This window comes from Cobetia sp. L2A1 (genome assembly GCF_009796845.1).
In the GTDB taxonomy this organism is placed as follows: Bacteria; Pseudomonadota; Gammaproteobacteria; order Pseudomonadales; family Halomonadaceae; genus Cobetia.
Window position 1 is genome coordinate 1,015,656 of record NZ_CP047025.1, and the last position, 12,661, is coordinate 1,028,316.

Annotated in this window: 12 protein-coding genes; all 12 read left to right on the top strand. The window is 59.6% G+C overall.

The genetic code is table 11. The features are described from left to right. Window positions 1-120 precede the first annotated feature (120 nt). Complete coding sequence (gene fabD, locus GQR90_RS04400; protein WP_158773051.1) at window positions 121-1,080, top strand: ACP S-malonyltransferase; 960 nt, start codon at window positions 121-123, stop codon at window positions 1,078-1,080. 64 nt (window positions 1,081-1,144) lie between these two features. Then, window positions 1,145-1,888, top strand: coding sequence for a 3-oxoacyl-ACP reductase FabG (gene fabG, locus GQR90_RS04405; protein WP_158773052.1), 744 nt, complete (start codon window positions 1,145-1,147; stop codon window positions 1,886-1,888). A gap of 100 nt (window positions 1,889-1,988) precedes the next feature. After that, complete coding sequence (acpP, locus tag GQR90_RS04410) at window positions 1,989-2,222, top strand: acyl carrier protein (protein ID WP_024950601.1); 234 nt, start codon at window positions 1,989-1,991, stop codon at window positions 2,220-2,222. A 341-nt stretch (window positions 2,223-2,563) separates the two neighbouring features. Continuing rightward, window positions 2,564-3,808 carry a beta-ketoacyl-ACP synthase II gene (gene fabF / locus GQR90_RS04415; RefSeq protein WP_158773053.1) on the top strand — a complete coding sequence of 415 codons (1,245 nt, stop codon included), beginning with the start codon at window positions 2,564-2,566 and terminating at the stop codon, window positions 3,806-3,808. A 171-nt stretch (window positions 3,809-3,979) separates the two neighbouring features. Next, entirely contained in the window at window positions 3,980-4,810 is an 831-nt protein-coding gene (pabC, locus tag GQR90_RS04420) for an aminodeoxychorismate lyase (RefSeq protein ID WP_158773054.1), read from the top strand. 80 nt (window positions 4,811-4,890) lie between these two features. Continuing rightward, window positions 4,891-5,895 (top strand): endolytic transglycosylase MltG, encoded by a 1,005-nt coding sequence (gene mltG, locus GQR90_RS04425; protein ID WP_158773055.1) that lies wholly within the window; start codon window positions 4,891-4,893, stop codon window positions 5,893-5,895. 57 nt (window positions 5,896-5,952) lie between these two features. Further along, on the top strand, window positions 5,953-6,693 hold the full coding sequence (tmk, locus tag GQR90_RS04430; protein WP_158773056.1) for a dTMP kinase: 741 nt from the start codon (window positions 5,953-5,955) through the stop codon (window positions 6,691-6,693). Continuing rightward, window positions 6,690-7,715 carry a DNA polymerase III subunit delta' gene (locus tag GQR90_RS04435; RefSeq protein ID WP_158773057.1) on the top strand — a complete coding sequence of 342 codons (1,026 nt, stop codon included), beginning with the start codon at window positions 6,690-6,692 and terminating at the stop codon, window positions 7,713-7,715. Before tmk ends, GQR90_RS04435 begins: the two co-directional genes overlap by 4 nt. 250 nt (window positions 7,716-7,965) lie before the next feature. After that, the gene (locus GQR90_RS04440; RefSeq protein ID WP_158773058.1) at window positions 7,966-8,316 is read left to right on the top strand and encodes a PilZ domain-containing protein; all 351 of its coding nucleotides are present in this window, start codon (window positions 7,966-7,968) and stop codon (window positions 8,314-8,316) included. A 171-nt stretch (window positions 8,317-8,487) separates the two neighbouring features. Beyond that, the gene (locus GQR90_RS04445) at window positions 8,488-9,321 is read left to right on the top strand and encodes a TatD family hydrolase (protein ID WP_158773059.1); all 834 of its coding nucleotides are present in this window, start codon (window positions 8,488-8,490) and stop codon (window positions 9,319-9,321) included. 42 nt (window positions 9,322-9,363) lie between these two features. Next, on the top strand, window positions 9,364-9,984 hold the full coding sequence (locus GQR90_RS04450) for a DUF1285 domain-containing protein (protein ID WP_158773060.1): 621 nt from the start codon (window positions 9,364-9,366) through the stop codon (window positions 9,982-9,984). A 98-nt stretch (window positions 9,985-10,082) separates the two neighbouring features. Then, on the top strand, window positions 10,083-12,614 hold the full coding sequence (locus tag GQR90_RS04455; RefSeq protein ID WP_158773061.1) for an ATP-dependent helicase: 2,532 nt from the start codon (window positions 10,083-10,085) through the stop codon (window positions 12,612-12,614). The last annotated feature ends 47 nt before the right edge of the window (window positions 12,615-12,661 follow it).

The following is a 12,661-nucleotide window of genomic DNA, read 5'->3' on the forward strand; positions in this document are numbered from 1 at the left end:
AGAAAGAAGCAGGCTTTCCCCTGGTAGCAGACGCTGAGGTCAATGCGCCGACGAATTAGCGGAAAGCGGGTTTCATGACCCGTGTCAGTCCCACCTGAACAGATGGAAATGGTGACAGCAATGACAGAATCCCTGGCCCTCATCTTCCCGGGGCAGGGCTCCCAGCAGGTTGGCATGCTGCGGGAGCTAGCGGAGCGCTATAGCGTCGTTCGCACTACCTTCGAGGAAGCCTCCGACGCGCTGGGGCGCGATCTCTGGCATCTGACGCAGGAAGGCCCGGCAGAGGAGCTCAATCGTACCGAGCTGACTCAGCCAGCACTTCTGACGGCTAGCGTCGCTATCTGGCGCGTTTGGCAGGAGCTGGAAGGTCCGCGTCCCGGTCGTATGGCAGGGCACTCCTTGGGCGAGTACAGCGCCATGGTCTGCGCCGGTGTGATCGGCTTTGCCGAAGGCATCAAGCTGGTGAATCTACGTGGCGAAGCCATGCAGACCGCCGTCCCGCAGGGGCAGGGCGCAATGGCTGCCATTCTCGGTCTCGAGAATGCTCAGGTCGAAGCGGCGTGTGCCAGTGCAGCGCAGGGTGAAGTGGTCGCGGCAGTCAACTATAATGCCCCGGGTCAGGTGGTTATCGCTGGTGGCACTGCTGCTGTCGAACGTGCCATTGCCGCCTGTCAGCAGGCGGGTGCCAAGCGCGCGATGCCGTTGCCAGTCTCCGTGCCATCCCATTGTGACCTGATGCGTCCGGCAGCTGACAAGCTGGCTGAAGCCATGAGTGCTATCGATTTTCGTACCCCGCGGTACACTGTGATTCAGAATGTCGATGCGCAAGCGCATGAGGATGTTGACACTCTGCGTCAGCGTCTGATCGAACAGCTCTATCGGCCGGTGCGTTGGACGGATTGTGTCAACGCGATGTTTGATAGTGGTGCGCGGACCTTCATCGAATGTGGTCCGGGCAAGGTGCTGACTGGCCTTGGCAAGCGTATCCAGCGGCAGGCGCGCGGCTTGGCGGTGAATGACCCGGATAGCCTCGAAGCAGCGCTGGAACTTGCCCGCGAAACTGCTGCCGAACAGAAATAAGTAAGCTCGTGATCAGCCCGTGTGGCTGGTCATGTGACTTGGAATAGCCAACTCAGGACTCAAGATGACGACCGAACGCAGAATCGCACTGGTGACCGGTGCCAGTCGTGGCATCGGCCAAGCCATTTCCCGTGAACTGGGCCGTCAGGGCCGCATCGTGATCGGTACTGCCACCAGCGAGAAAGGGGCTCAGGCCATCAGCGCCGACCTCGAAGCTCATGGCATCGAAGGCGCGGGCATGCTGCTCAATGTGACGGATCAGGCAAGCGTGGATTCGGTGGTCAAGGAAATCGGTGAGCGCTTTGGTGCGCCGACCATCCTTGTCAATAATGCCGGCATCACGCGTGATAACCTGTTGTTGCGCTTGAAAGAAGAAGACTGGGATGCGGTGCTCGATACCAATCTCAAGTCGGTCTTCCGCGTCAGCAAGACTTGTCTGCGTGGCATGACCAAGGCGCGCTTCGGTCGTATCGTCAATATCTCGTCTGTGGTTGCGACCATGGGCAATCTCGGTCAAGCCAACTATGCTGCCGCCAAGGCTGGCATGGAAGGGTTTGGTCGCTCGCTGGCGCGTGAAGTCGCGTCGCGGAACATTACCGTCAACTCAGTGGCGCCGGGTTTCATTGCCACTGACATGACTGAAGCATTGCCAGAAGCGCAGCATACCGCGCTACTCGGCAACATCCCGCTGGCGCGTCTTGGCCAGCCGGAAGAGATTGCTGCGGCAGTCGGCTTCCTGACCAGTGATGCAGCAGGCTACATTACCGGTGAGACGTTGCAGGTGAACGGCGGCATGAACATGCGCTGAACCCCGCGCAGGGACGTGGTTGCGTCCCCTTGGGGTGGCCTATAAACTACGCCCAGCTTTTTCGAGCTGCGGATTCCGTACCACTAGGAGTGATTGTTAAATGAGCACCATTGAAGAACGCGTCAAGAAGGTTGTGGCTGAGCGCCTGAATGCCAAAGAAGAAGAAATCCAGAACTCTTCCTCTTTCACTGAAGACCTCGGCGCCGATTCCCTGGACACCGTTGAGCTGGTGATGGCTCTGGAAGAGGAATTTGATACTGAAATTCCTGACGAAGAAGCAGAGAAGATCACCACCGTGCAGGAAGCTATCGATTACATCGTCAACCACCAGTAAGGTGGATTGAAGCGGCCACGGAGTTCATTTTCTCCCGTAGCCGTGATGTGGTTGCTGTACGTTCAAGGGCCGCACTGTTCATCAGTGCGGCCCTTGTCGTTGCTAGGTATTGTGTCAGACAGGATGCCGGTGATGACCGTCCCCTTGGGTAGTGTGGTGCTGGCATTGGCGCCTCCCGCTGCACCTCGTCTCGACAGTCGGAGCTTTGTAAGCCAAGTCACGGAAATCATGCATGAAAACCGACTGCCCACGCATGGCAAGGTTTCTGTATAATGCGCTTAATTACGGCCCAGGCGCAGATGGCCCAGGCGTGCCTAATCGATAGTTTTGGAGGAGACACGATGCCTCGCAGAAGGGTAGTGGTGACAGGTCTAGGCCTGGTGACCCCGGTCGGAAATACCGTCGAGGGAAGTTGGAGCAGTATCAAATCGGGCAAGAGTGGCATCGCGGCCATCGAGCATTTCGATGTCAGCGGCTTCAATACCCGTTTTGGTGGCTCCATCAAGAACTTTGATGTGGGTCAGTATCTGAATCCGAAAGAGGCCCGCAAGATGGACCTCTTCATTCAGTACGGTATCGCGGCGGCTCATCAGGCCATCCATGATTCCGGTCTTGAGTGCACCGAAGAAAATGCCGATCGTATCGGTGTGGCCATCGGATCAGGTATCGGTGGCCTGCCGATGATCGAGCATAATCACAAGGCGATGGAAAAGGGGGGCGCGCGTCGCATCTCTCCCTTCTTCGTGCCGGGCTCCATCATCAACATGATCTCCGGTAATCTGGCGATCCAGTTTGGTTATCGTGGACCGAATATCGCAATCACCACGGCGTGTACCACCGGTACCCACAATATCGGTTACAGCGCACGCACCATTGCCTATGGTGATGCTGATGTGATGGTGGCGGGTGGTGCCGAAATGGCGACTACGCCGTTGGGCCTCGGTGGTTTCTCTGCTGCGCGCGCACTGTCGACGCGCAACGATGACCCGCAGTCAGCGAGCCGCCCGTGGGATCGTGATCGTGATGGCTTCGTGCTGTCCGATGGCGCGGGTGTTGTCGTGCTTGAAGAGTATGAGCATGCCAAGGCACGTGGCGCGACCATCTATGCCGAGGTGCTCGGTTTCGGCATGTCTGACGATGCGCATCACATGACCGCGCCGCCGGAAGATGGCCGTGGTGCAGCCGCGGCGATGCGTAATGCCATTCGCGACGCCAAGCTGGACCCGAGTCAGATTGACTACATCAATGCTCACGGCACTTCTACCAATGCTGGCGACAAGGCCGAAAGCCTTGCGGTTGAGTCGGTACTGGGGGATGCCGCGCGCAATGTGGCGGTCAGCTCGACCAAGTCGATGATTGGTCACCTGTTGGGTGCTGCGGGTGCCGTCGAGGCCGTCTTCTGTCTGTTGGCGATGCGTGATCAGGTCGCGCCGCCGACCATCAACCTCGACAATCCGGCCGAGGGCTGTAATCTCGATTACGTGCCACATACCGCACGTGACATGAAGATCGAGTACACCCTGTCCAACTCCTTCGGCTTCGGCGGCACCAACGGTTCACTGGTGTTCGGCAAGCTCAAGGATTGAGATCACACGCGTATCGTGTCATCTCCTCTCAGACGCGCCCCCATTCGGGGGCGCGTCTGTCTATGGCGCATGGATAAACCGTGACGTGCAGACACTGAGACCAACGGAAAGGTCCGCCAGGGCGGAGTTCGCCATCCTCCACACGCGCTCGCGGGCATGGGAGTTATCGCTATGACGAACATGAACGATGTGGCCGGCCTGGATGCCGCCCTGCCCGCCGATGATCGTGGATTGGCGTATGGTGAAGGTGTGTTCGAGACGATTCTGGTGCGGGATGGCGCACCTCTATTGTGGTCGCATCACCTGGCCCGACTGACACAGGGCTGTGAGCGGCTGGGGCTAGTCGTGCCATCCATTACCGCGTTGGAGTCGTGTCTTGGCGTCTGTGGTGGGCAAGGGCTTGAGGTGCTCAAGATCATCGTGACCGGTGGTTCGGGTGGTCGTGGTTACAAGGCACCGGCATCGCCCGAGCCTCGTCTGCGGGCACGATCGATGCCCTTTGCGGTCAACCATCAGGCCCGGCGCGGTATCACGGCACGCATGTGCTCATTGCGTGTGGCGGAGCAGCCCGCTCTGGCCGGTCTCAAGCATCTCAATCGGCTCGAAAACGTGCTGGCGCGACGTGAGTGGACAGATCCCGCCATCAGCGAGGGGGTGTTGCTCAATGCCCGTGATGAGCTTGTCGAGGCGACCAGCATGAATCTGCTCTGGTATCGTGACGGGCGCTGGTATACACCATGGCTAGACCGCGCGGGTGTAGAAGGCACGTTATTGACGGCTTTGAGCGCCGAGCAGCCCATTGAAAAAGTGCGATTGGGTATTGAAGCGCTACTCGCCGCTGAGCAGGTCGTGCTGCTCAATTCGGTGCAGGGCATCTGGCCCGTCACGCGATTGCTCGATAGCGGTGGCGAATGTCTGGGTGATTGGCAGCCGTCAGATTTCCCTGCGCTGGAGATGTTGAACAAGCGTGTCGCGTGCTTGCTTGGTGAGCATGCGGACTGATGAAAGCCTTGTGCCACGACCTGCCGCGCTGCATGTCGTCCGTGCATTGCCTTCTTTGACATGAAGATGGATGACTGACTATGCGTGTGTTCAAGGTGCTATTGATGCTGGTGGTTGTGGCAGTCGCTGCTGGCGTCGTGGGATTTCGCTATTGGCAGGCGCAGCTGTTATCGCCGCTGACTATCGAAAAAGAGCAGATCTTTGAGGTGCCCCGTGGCGCCAGCCTGGCGAAGGTCGTGAGCGAGCTGCAAGCGGCTGGCATTGTCGAGGCCAGCTGGCCTTACAAGGTCTGGGCGCGTCTCGAGCCGACAGCCGTCAATGGCCTGCGTGCTGGTGAATTCCGTCTGACGCCGAACTTGAATGGCCGTGAGTTGGTGGCACTGCTGTCCAGTGATGACGTAGTCAGTTACACCCTGACCGTGCCGGAAGGCTGGACCTTTGCCCAGTTGCGCACCGTCATGAATGCTGCGCCCAAGCTTGAGCACACAACGCAAGACATGAGCGATGATGCACTGATGGCCGCGATTGGTGCGGGTGATGAGAAGCCAGAAGGCCGCTTCTTCCCGGACACCTATCGCTATCACAAGGGTGTGAGTGATGTGTCGCTGTTGAAGCGGGCACACAAGCGCATGACGACCACACTGGAAGAGGTGTGGGCCGGCCGTGACAAGGACCTGCCGATTTCGAGTGACTACGAAGCACTGATCCTGGCCTCGCTGATCGAGCGTGAGACAGGTGCACCCGAAGAGCGTGACGAGATTGCTGGTGTCTTCAAACGTCGTCTCGAGCGCGGCATGCGTCTGCAGACAGACCCGACCGTCATCTATGGCCTGGGCGATGACTATGATGGTTCGTTGTCGCGCGCTGACTTGCGCAAACCGACTGCGTGGAATACCTACGTGATTACCGGTCTGCCGCCGACGCCGATCGCCATGCCGGGGCGCGCTGCGCTTGAGGCAGCCGTGCATCCCAAGGCAGGCGATACCTATTATTTTGTCGCCAAGGGTGAAGGTCGCCATCAGTTCTCGCGTACTCTGAGTGAGCACAACGCCGCCGTGCGTCGCTATATTCTCAATCGCGACTGATACATGGTGCGCGCCAGTACCGCCACGATTTATCCGCTGTCAGAATCAGGAAATACAATGTCTTCACGCCCGCTGTCTTCACGCACCACGCCCTCCTGCGATCAGACGCTCGTTTCCGCCTGTCAGCCGGGTCGCTTCATTACCCTGGAAGGCGGAGAGGGCGTTGGTAAAAGCACCAATGTCGCCTTCGTGGTCGCCGAATTGGAAGCGCATGGCATGGAAGTGGTGCGCACGCGGGAGCCGGGCGGCAGTGAGCGCGCAGAGGCGATTCGCCAACTGTTGCTGGACCCCACGCCCGCCGAATCGCTGTGTGATGACGCTGAGTTGTTGCTGATGTTCGCGGCGCGTGCCCAGCATCTGGCGGCCACCATCCGTCCTGCGCTGGCACGTGGTGCCTGGGTGGTGTGTGACCGTTTCACGGATGCCACCTTTGCCTATCAGGGTGGCGGGCGTGGACTACCTCTGGCCGACATCACCGCGCTGGAAATGCTGGTGCAAAAAGGCTTGCAACCAGATCTCACGCTGCTGTTGGACATGCCGGTTGAGGCCGCCCGAGGCCGCCTTGCCGCGCGGCGTGCCGAAACTGGCGAAGGTGCTGATCGCATCGAGCAGGAGGCCGAGCAATTCTTCGAGGCCGTACGGGCTGGCTATCATCAGCGCCGCGATGCCGACCCAGAGCGTTTCGCCACCATCGATGCCGGTCAGTCGTTGTCCGCAGTGCAGTCTGACATCGCGGCAGTGCTCTCTCTGCGCGTCGCGAGCTGGCAAGCCAAGACTCCTGTGGGAGAGAAGGCATGAGCGTGGCAGATGTCAGTGCTGGCGTTCGCCTTTCGAGTTTCTCGCCGCTGCCGTGGCAGCACTCGATGTGGCAACATTTCACCCAGGTGCATGACAATGGCCGCTTGCCACATGCGGTGATGTTGAGTGGGCCGTCAGGGCTTGGCAAGCATGAGTTGGCAGATGCCATGATCGCGCGCGTGCTGTGCCGTACGGCGCTGGGGAAATTGGGTGCTGCCGCCTGTGGTGAATGCCATGGCTGTCATATGCTGGCGGCGGGTCATCACCCAGATCTGATGGCGATCGCGCCGCAGGATGTCGGCAAGATGATCCGCATCGACCCCATTCGTGAGGTCAATCGTTTTGTCTCACAGACTGCGCAGCAGGGGGGGTATCGCGTCATCCGTCTGCAGCCGGCGGAGTCGATGAACATTGCCTCCGCCAATGCGTTGCTCAAGAGCCTTGAGGAGCCAGGCGCCAAAACCCTGTTCATCCTGCTCAGTGATATGCCGTCACGCGTACTGCCGACGGTTCGCTCACGTTGTCAGCAATGGCCATTGGTCATCCCTCAGACCCATGAAAGCCTGCCGTGGCTACAGGAACAGCTGGGTGATGATGCCGAAGCGCTGTTACGCATGGCAGGTGGGTTGCCACAGCTCGCGGTACGTCTTGGCGTATCGGAGCAGCGTCAGTTGCGTCAGGCACTGCGCGAGCTGTTTGATGCGCTGGTACGCGGTGGAGAGCCGGTGGCTGAAGCCTGGCGTCTGGAGCGGCAACCGTTGGCGCAGGTGCTGTGGTACGGTATCGCATGGCTGGAGGATTTGATCCGCATGGGGCTTTCTGGCGATGCGGGTCACCTGCGTGATCCAAGCCTGGAGCCGTTGCTGCGTCAGGCAGTCAAGAATGGCCGTACCCAGGACTGGTTCAAGTTGCTGGACTTCGCACGTGAGCAACGACGGTTATTGGCCGCCGGAGGCAATCCCAACCCCCAGCTGGTGCTGGAAGCCTGGTTGGTACGTTGGTCAGCCTTGCTGCGCTCTTGATGAGGGTCAGGCGTCAGACGGCCGGCCAGATAAACAGGCTATCGTACCTTTAATATCTGTCGTGCCTGTCGTGCTGATCAGCCGATTTTGGCCAGCCCAGCCAGTCGCGCTAGACTTCTGAGCAGTAAGCATCAAAATGCTGTAGCAAGAGATTCAATATGTGCCGTGCCCATCAGAGGCATGATATCCGTCGACACGGCGCTTGGTATCGAGACTGGATGCGCCGGGTGTGACCGGCCGGAGGTGAAGGATGCACACCGCTCCACAGCAAGGCCAGAAGGCACTGTCGCTGACCATTCGCGATCAGAAAACCCTGCTGGCAGCCTACATGTCGACGCTCGTGCGGGGCGGTATCTTCGTGCCGACTACTGAGCGCTACACCATGGGGCAAGAGGTTTATCTGCTGCTGACCCTGCCGGAGGAATCGGAGCGAATCCCGGTCACTGGTCGTGTGGTATGGATCTCGCCGCTGGGTGTTGGTGGCCGCCGCACACCCGGTATCGGGATTCATTTCAGCGAGGAAGACCGCCAGGTGCGTGACCATATCGAAAATCATCTGGCCGGTATGCTTGGGAAGGGTCACGCCACCTACACGCTGTAGGCGCTGGCGAGAGGCTCTGGTGAATGGCTCTGGCAAGAAAGCCCTGGTGAGAAACAAGTAGGCCTCGGCCTGCCTGAATACATGTCGACCGGCCGCGCAGTAGCGCCGAGCCGGTCGTCTCCGTTTTTTGTGGCGGTTCATGTCACGCCCCTCAGCAAGTGAGAGTTCTGGATGTTTGTTGATTCGCATTGTCACCTTGATCGCCTGAAGCTCGAAGAACACGGCGGCACCTTGTCCGGTGTTCTGGACGCCGCGCGTGCCCGTCACGTGCGCCAGTTTCTCGCTATTGCGGTGACGCTGGATGATGTGCCGGAACTGTCTGCCATCGAGCAGGCGCACGATGACGTCGTGATCTCTGCTGGCGTGCACCCACTGCATCAGGTGGACCCGGAGCCGACGGTCGACGACATCAAGAAGTGTGCCGAGCGCTATGGTGCGGTGGCCATCGGTGAGACGGGTCTGGATTATCATTACGAGAGTGTCAGTCGTGAGGTGCAGTACGAGCGCTTCAAACGCCACCTGATTGCCGCGCGTGAGCTGGAACTGCCGGTGATCATCCACACGCGAGAGGCACGTGAAGATACGCTGGCGCTGATCAAGGAACATACCGATCCCGCCATCGGAGGCGTGTTGCACTGCTTCACGGAAGACCTCGACATGGCACGTGTCGCAGTAGGCCACGGCTTCATGGTCTCGATCTCCGGTATTGTGACCTTCCGCAATGCAGAACACGTTCGTGAGCTGGCGCGCGCCATTCCGCTGGACCGCCTGCTGATCGAGACGGACAGTCCTTATCTGGCACCGGTGCCGTATCGTGGCACGTCCAACGTACCGGGCAATGTGGTGGAAGTCGCAGAGTGCATTGCGGCCGAGCGCGGCATTACCGTCGATGAGCTGGCCATGCAGACCACCGCCAATTTCTATCGTCTGTTCCGTGCCGCTGCGCCGGAAGCTCCGGAAGGGGTGCGCGAGGCATTGGCCAGTAGCGGGATGCTCACCGACTGATCACCGTATCTTGTGCAATCATGAACTACAGGGAGTCGTGTCATGAACCCAGCTGCCATTCTGACTCAGCTCGGCAAGCAGGCTGAAGTACGAAAGTCATTGCCGCCCGTCGATCAATGGCATCCCGAGCATTGTGGCGAGATGGATCTCGTCATCTGTCGTGATGGCCGTTGGATGCATGAAGGGACGCCCATAGGACGTGCGCGTCTGGTCCACATGCTATCGCGCGTTCTCAGACGCGAACCGGATGGCAGTTACTGTCTCGTCACGCCCGTGGAGAAGGTCACGATCCAGGTGGAGGACCGTCCCTTTCTGGCCGTGGATTGCACGCTGGCAGAGGATGACATGCAGGCAGAGAGTGACACGCGAGATGACGATGCGCCGACGCAGGCTGTCTGGCAGCTGGTAACCGATCAGGGTGACGTCGTGCGCCTTGAGGGCGAGACATGCCTCGTGCTCTCTGAGGCACTCAATGATGAATGGTTACCTGAAGTCCCTGTGCGTTTCGGGTTGGCGGCACGCCTGCATCGCAACCTTTATTATCGTCTGCTGGAAACGGCCGAGACGCGAGAACTGGACGATGGTGGCCACTCAATGGGCTTCATGAGTGGCGGGAGCTGGCAGTGCCTTGGGCGATTGTCTGCTGATGAGATTGATGCCTGATGTGAAGCCTGAAACCGTACTGCCATCTGTACGTTGTCATCGACGCTTTTCCTACACAGGTCCTCATGTCTCAGTCACTTCCTCCCTTCGAATCTGATATGAATGCTACGCCGTCCGATGCCGCGGTATCTGGGGCTTTTGCGGCTGGCCAAACTCCGCTTCATGCGGCGGTGGAAGCATTGACTCGACGGCTGACAGACCAACAGCGTGCAGTGGTAGAGCATCGTGGCCAGCATGCACGGGTCGCGGCGGTGGCTGGTTCCGGAAAGACCACCACGATGGTCGCGCGTGTGTTGAGTCTATTGGCTGAAGGTATCTCGCCGCAGCGTATTCTGGTGTTGATGTTCAACCGCTCGGCGCGTGAAGATTTCGTTGCCAAGCTCGCTCGCTCGGCACCGCCGGGCACACGCTTGCCAGACATTCGTACCTTCCACTCCATCGGACATCGTCTGACCACTACGCTGGTGCGCTGGGGCAGTCTCGACCCCCGCGAGCTTATTCAGCAGGACTGGGCACTGGAACGGTTACTCAAGCAGGCCGCTCAACGTGCACTAGGTGATGCTGATCGCAATGAGCGCGAGGCAGCACTGGATGGTGAGCGCCTCGAGGCTCTTGCCCAGTTCTGTGACCTGGTCAAAGCCGAGATGTGTGAGCCAGCGCTGCTTTATGAGCGTATGAATCTGGGCGAGCATACCGGCCACTTCGTGGAATCCTTCGTACAGCTTGAGCAGTTGCTTGAGCAGTATCGTCAGATGACCTACGCCGACCTGCTGTATCGACCGCTGCGTCAGCTGGAGAGGGAGCCCGAGACTCGTGCGCGTATTCAGGGCCATCTCCAGTACGTCATCATTGATGAGTATCAGGATATCAACGAGGCGCAGCAGCGCATGTTATCTCTGCTGGCCGGTGCGCCGTCGGCAGGAGAAGCGTCTTCCAGTGTGAGCGCGACGTCAGAGAACGCTGTCATCGCTGAGGTGATGGCGGTTGGTGATGCCAATCAATGCATCTATGAATGGCGTGGTGCGCGGCCTGATTACATGCTGACGCGCTTTGCCGAGAGTTTCCCCGCACCGACCGACTTCCCGCTCAGTTATACCTTCCGCCACGGTCATCGCCTGGCGCTGGCTGCCAATCATGCCATCGCTGCCAATGCGCGACGGCCAGATCAGCTATGCATTGCCGCCCCTGGTACGCCAGCCACTCGCCTGGCTGAGGGCCAAGGTGCGGCAAGCCTCGTGGCCGCATTGACCGCATGGCGTGAAGCCGGGCGCAGTGGTGCTGAAGCCGCCGTTTTAGTGCGTAGTTGGGCGTTGTCAGTGCCGGTACAGTTGCAGTTGCTCAAGGCAGGTATTCCCTTTCGTCTAGGGCGCAGTGACCGCTTCGTATTTCGGCTGCCGCTGGTACAGGCGCTAGCGGGGTACCTTGAACTGGCGCGTGATGCGTCATTGCTGAGTGACTCGGTGCATCTGACATTGCTGTTTACTCAGCCCACTGCCTTTGTCGCGCGTGAGCGTCTCGAACGTCTGTGTCAGCAGCTGGCGGAAAGTCGGCATTGGCCGAGCAAGGAAGACCCGATACTCGAAGGCCTCAAACCTCTGCAGCGCCGAACGCTCAAGAAGCGTTGGCAGTTGCTGTGCGACTTGCCTGGTCTGCGTGACTGGGCTCCAGCACGGCTACTGCGTCATGTGGTTGATGAGTTGGAAGCCGACAAGATTCTACGTCGCGCCGCCGCCCGGCGTGAGAAAGGCGAAGAAGATGTACGGTTACTGGATGTATTGATCGAGCAGGCCGGTGAGCTGGCCAATGATCCAGAGGCCTTTATCACGCTGCTCAGAAACCCTGTCGAAGACGCTGTCGATGGTGTCTTGATCACCACCGTACATGGGGCCAAAGGGCTCGAGTGGCCGTTTGTCGGACTGTGGGGCATGAACGAGGAAGATTTCCCTGCCTACTCGCGGGATAACCCATTGAGCAGTGAGCGTCTCGAAGAAGAGCGTCGCCTGTGCTACGTCGGAGTCACGCGTGCCCGTGAACAGCTATACCTGTGGCGTGATGGCGGGACGCATCCACCCAGTCGCTTCCTGGCCGAGCTATGCGTGGACGACTGCACGCGGCTCGGGGACTGGGTGCACAGTGCGGGCCAGCGCGCCAAGGTGGCTGCCGGCGCACAAGATGACACCGCGTTCGCGCCAGCTGCTGAGTTGGCATTGCGTGTGGTGTCACCTGCACTTGGCCAAGCCTATCTGGCGCGGCTTCCCCTGGCGCGTCATGGTATTACTCCGCCGGTGCTAGATGCTGCACCGAGTAAGGCACCTGCCAGTCCATCGGGCAGTGGACGCCGTCAAAGTGCCGCTGCAGCGCGTTCTGGGGGCACTCACTCAGGGACTTTCTCCACTACTTCTTCCCGCAAGGGCGGTTCGCGTGGGGCAGCTTTTGAAAGAACCGAGCCGGCAGTGCTGCGACGGGTAGGTGAGTGGTCAATTGGCCAACGCCTGCGTCACGAGGCCTTTGGGGAAGGTGTGATCGAGGAAGTTTCCGGTAACGATGCCAATCCGCTGATCGAGGTACGCTTTACCGATGGCACCAAGCGGCGCCTGATTGCCACACGCGCACCGGTGACGGCGTTATAGCGTGACTGGCGACGTGGTGACGTTGTAACCCAGCCAGCGCGCCACCA

Bases quoted from the DNA above. Each gene is read 5' to 3' on its own strand.
- tmk (WP_158773056.1), top strand. From the start codon at position 5,953: ATGTCTTCACGCCCGCTGTCTTCACGCACCACGCCCTCCTGCGATCAG.
- GQR90_RS04445 (WP_158773059.1), top strand. From the start codon at position 8,488: ATGTTTGTTGATTCGCATTGTCACCTTGATCGCCTGAAGCTCGAAGAA.
- GQR90_RS04435 (WP_158773057.1), top strand. From the start codon at position 6,690: ATGAGCGTGGCAGATGTCAGTGCTGGCGTTCGCCTTTCGAGTTTCTCG.
- fabF (WP_158773053.1), top strand. From the start codon at position 2,564: ATGCCTCGCAGAAGGGTAGTGGTGACAGGTCTAGGCCTGGTGACCCCG.
- pabC (WP_158773054.1), top strand. From the start codon at position 3,980: ATGACGAACATGAACGATGTGGCCGGCCTGGATGCCGCCCTGCCCGCC.
- fabD (WP_158773051.1), top strand. From the start codon at position 121: ATGACAGAATCCCTGGCCCTCATCTTCCCGGGGCAGGGCTCCCAGCAG.
- acpP (WP_024950601.1), top strand. From the start codon at position 1,989: ATGAGCACCATTGAAGAACGCGTCAAGAAGGTTGTGGCTGAGCGCCTG.
- GQR90_RS04455 (WP_158773061.1), top strand. From the start codon at position 10,083: ATGAATGCTACGCCGTCCGATGCCGCGGTATCTGGGGCTTTTGCGGCT.
- GQR90_RS04440 (WP_158773058.1), top strand. From the start codon at position 7,966: ATGCACACCGCTCCACAGCAAGGCCAGAAGGCACTGTCGCTGACCATT.
- mltG (WP_158773055.1), top strand. From the start codon at position 4,891: ATGCGTGTGTTCAAGGTGCTATTGATGCTGGTGGTTGTGGCAGTCGCT.
- GQR90_RS04450 (WP_158773060.1), top strand. From the start codon at position 9,364: ATGAACCCAGCTGCCATTCTGACTCAGCTCGGCAAGCAGGCTGAAGTA.
- fabG (WP_158773052.1), top strand. From the start codon at position 1,145: ATGACGACCGAACGCAGAATCGCACTGGTGACCGGTGCCAGTCGTGGC.